The 3,324-nt window shown below is 38.4% G+C and carries 5 protein-coding genes and 2 pseudogenes; 2 read left to right on the top strand and 5 right to left on the bottom strand.

What is annotated here, in order from left to right; all coding sequences use genetic code 11:
* The 5 genes and pseudogenes from PX484_RS25950 to PX484_RS03375 all read right to left on the bottom strand — a co-directional run.
* A pseudogene (locus PX484_RS25950) lies at window positions 1–142 on the bottom strand (DUF4351 domain-containing protein); the annotation flags it as partial.
* A 190-nt stretch (window positions 143–332) separates the two neighbouring features.
* Window positions 333–1,277, bottom strand: coding sequence for an NB-ARC domain-containing protein (locus PX484_RS03390; protein ID WP_002800468.1), 945 nt, complete (start codon window positions 1,275–1,277; stop codon window positions 333–335).
* Between the two features lie 72 nt (window positions 1,278–1,349).
* A complete protein-coding gene (locus PX484_RS03385; protein WP_002800469.1) occupies window positions 1,350–1,616 on the bottom strand; it encodes a type II toxin-antitoxin system RelE family toxin in 267 nt (88 codons plus the stop codon).
* Window positions 1,617–1,619: 3 nt separating this feature from the next.
* The gene (locus tag PX484_RS03380) at window positions 1,620–1,817 is read right to left on the bottom strand and encodes a hypothetical protein (RefSeq protein WP_002800470.1); all 198 of its coding nucleotides are present in this window, start codon (window positions 1,815–1,817) and stop codon (window positions 1,620–1,622) included.
* A gap of 156 nt (window positions 1,818–1,973) precedes the next feature.
* The gene (locus PX484_RS03375; RefSeq protein WP_287767281.1) at window positions 1,974–2,474 is read right to left on the bottom strand and encodes a hypothetical protein; all 501 of its coding nucleotides are present in this window, start codon (window positions 2,472–2,474) and stop codon (window positions 1,974–1,976) included.
* A gap of 199 nt (window positions 2,475–2,673) precedes the next feature.
* On the opposite strand from PX484_RS03375, the gene clpS reads away from it, so the two are divergent.
* A complete protein-coding gene (gene clpS, locus PX484_RS03370; protein ID WP_002738526.1) occupies window positions 2,674–2,961 on the top strand; it encodes an ATP-dependent Clp protease adapter ClpS in 288 nt (95 codons plus the stop codon).
* A pseudogene (locus PX484_RS03365) lies at window positions 2,954–3,324 on the top strand (CPBP family intramembrane glutamate endopeptidase); the annotation flags it as partial. The gene clpS and the pseudogene PX484_RS03365, both read left to right, overlap by 8 nt.

Raw genomic sequence — 3,324 nt, 5'->3', positions numbered from 1 at the left:
TTTCAGAGATATTAGGACTAAAATACACATCAATTTCTTTAATTTCTGAGGTGACTTCTTTGCTGACAACTACTGTACCGTAGGGAGAAAGAAGGGTTTCTAAGAAGTCTTTGCTAAATTTATCCCAAATAAAGCGAGTCATTTCAGTTATCAGTTACCAGTTATCAGTTATCAGTGACTACCACCTAAACTCGGTAGTTTGAAAAAGGTTAATTGCCTCAGTTGCTGATTTTGGCCTCCAGATTAATCATCGAGAATTGAGCAAGCGATCGCATTTATGATCTGATTCTAATTTATTGAGGGTCAGTAAGAATAGTGATAATTGACATTTCTTAAGATTTTATCTCCGATAGCAACGTCCAAGCAATAGCCACTGGTGCAAATAAACTCAACAGCATTGCCACTTTTTGAACAGCAGAACTTAAATCATCCCAACTGATTTTAATTGCGGCTGCTACCCCTAAATGTCCATAATCTCTGTGGTTTCTTTTCTGGGTTAAAGCAGTATGAGCTAAATTTAATTTATCGCGTAAATGGCTAAACTTTAAATGACGATTTTTCGCTAAATATTCCCCTACTAACTCCACTGCTAAGGTTAAGCGTCCTAAAATTTTGTGACAAATCTGTTCTACTAAAGCTTTTTCTTTCTCAACTTTAGCAGTACCAACAATTTTGGTTAATAACTCTACACATTTATCCAAGGGTAAAACATCTAAAGCTATAGACTCAAATTCCGTACTAAGACACCTTTCCCTAGTGGTGACTAATATCTTAATCCTAGAATCTTTTGGTAACATTTGATCGGGAATTCGGTCGATATTGGGGACATCATCGAGAATTAATAATAATTTTCCCTGCTGAGGTAGCCAATTTTGCCAATACCAGTCCACTTGTTTTTCTAAAGATTCTTTTTTCAATATTTCTGGTAAAGATAGATAAGGACCGGCTAATTTAACTATTTCTTCTGCTAAACCCGATAGTCGCAAGGATAACCAATATTGTGCCGCGTATTCCTGTTGGTATCGTTTCGCATATTCCAAAGCTAAAGCGGTTTTTCCTATTCCCCCTAACCCTTCTACTGCACAAACAATCACCCCTTGTTCTGTTTGCAATTGCTGATGAATTAAGGTTAACTCATCTTCCCTCCCGACAAAATTAACCGTACTTTTGCCCACATTACTAGGGACAGCTTGACGTTCTTTTGGTTCGGGAATATTCAGATTAAAAGTATTATTTTGATTGTTATCAGTTCCATCTTGCTCAATATTGATTTTCATTTTTAATTCTCTCTAAAAATAATTATCTTTGCTCAAAATAAATCTAATCTAAAAGTAATATTAATGAGGTTTTTAAGGAAAATAACGATACATTTCCTTTCGGTGTAGAAGACGAACCAAGGCGACAGTATCTTGCTCTAAATACAAACCAAGACGATAATCCCCAATCCGAATGCGATAAAATCCTCGATACCCTTGAATCGCTTTGACATTACGCAACTCGGTTAAACTTTTGGCTAATTCTATCTCCTCAATAATTGCCTGAATTTGTCGCTTAATTTTACCATCTTTGAGATTGCGTAGATCTGTCTCAAAGCTTTTACGAAATTCAATATTCATCTCTTATTCTTTTAACAGAGTCAAAATTTCATCACGACTGACATTGTTACTATCTTTTCCCTCTTGAATTGCCCTAGCCATAGCCGTATCTTCCAGCACTTCATAAATTAACTCTTTTAGTAAATCCTTTTCTTGTATTAATAACTCATAGAGTAACTCTTTTAATATTGGTTTTAACGCTTCCGATTGCAATTCTGACATAAATTACCTCTTGTCTTTGATAATAACTATTTTCAATGATAACATTTACTAGGCTTGGTTTTCACAGATTAAAGATGTTGTTCTGTGTATTACCAATTCCCGATTGACTAATATTAATTGTCCGCTCGATACCAGCAAAGCTTTTAGAGGGAATACTTACTTTTTTAGACGATTTTTCACCCCTGCGATCGCACGATTAAATGTGGGAAAATAACGCTTAAAAGTTGACTCAGTATCTAATTCCGCTTCGTAGGTCAGGGAAACAAAAGGGGGTATAGTAGATATGGCCGCTTTTAATTTGGCTGCTGCCGATCGCTCTGGTTGATTGAGTTTAGCCAGAATTTGATTTAATAATTCTAAGATTTGTGCAGAAGCAAGTTCTGGGGGTGGTTCTTTGGTAATTGCCGTCAATTCTGTGACAATTTCTGCTACCATTACCTCGGCATCAGGAAAGGACGCTTCTTGACTGTCGCTGGCGACTAAATCCCATTTTTCTCGTTCAAAATCCCGAATTAGTCGGCGTAAATCTTCGATCTGCTGCTTGATCCTAACTTGTTCTTCCGGTGCGATTGTAACTAAAGTGTTTCGCTTTCCCGCTAATTGTTGTTTTAAGCGTTGAATATTGTCTTCGAGGTTTTGTAATTCGTCAGTAGCCATGGGAAAATAAGCTTAAATTAGCCAATTAATTCAATTATGATCTATCCATCTAAAAATGTCATTCCTTTGGCTGTCCCCCACTCCCCAACACCCAACCCCCTCACGGATCACAGAAAAAGCCTAGCTCAATCCGGAAATTTTGATTATGATCATTAGTAATTGACCTGTATTTGTGATATAGATTCAAAGGAGAGACACGGTGTCCACAGAAGTGATCGAAAAGCGTTCCACAGCGACAATCCGTAAACCAGCGCCGCGTTATCGCGTTTTACTCCACAATGACGACTTTAACTCGATGGAGTATGTGGTTCAGAGTTTAATGCAAACGATCGCCGGTATGACGCAACCCCAAGCAGTCGATATCATGATGGAAGCGCACACGAATGGTACAGCCTTGGTGATTACCTGCATCCAAGAACACGCGGAATTTTACTGTGAAACCTTGAAAAATAAAGGTTTGACCAGCAGCATCGAACCCGATGAATAAAAGATTACGGGTAATTGCCACTTACCCAGTCCCCCTGCGACTGGGGGTTTTTATTTTGCTCCTACTTTTTCTCTGGTTGCCGATCGCACTTCCCCTCTATCACTTTTTTGCCACTAATGCCAATCTGGTCTCAATTTTGACCCTTTCTGTTCTCTATCTGGAATTTTTGGGGTTATCCCATTGGTGGGGACGGACAATTTATGGCGATGAGGGATTAGCTGGTTATGGGTTGATTTGGCGAAGAAAAACGCCGATCGAGTTAATTAACGGCTTGGCGATCGGTTTATTTTTCACTTTCTCGCTTTTTCTGTCCCAAGCGTTCCTAGGTTGGTTAAATTTCTTACCGGCAAATCCCCAAATCAG

Source organism: Microcystis sp. M49636_WE2, assembly GCF_030065375.1.
In the GTDB taxonomy this organism is placed as follows: Bacteria; Cyanobacteriota; Cyanobacteriia; order Cyanobacteriales; family Microcystaceae; genus Microcystis; species Microcystis aeruginosa_C.
Note: the sequence above shows the minus strand (reverse complement) of the source record. Positions and strands in the feature narration are given on the sequence as shown.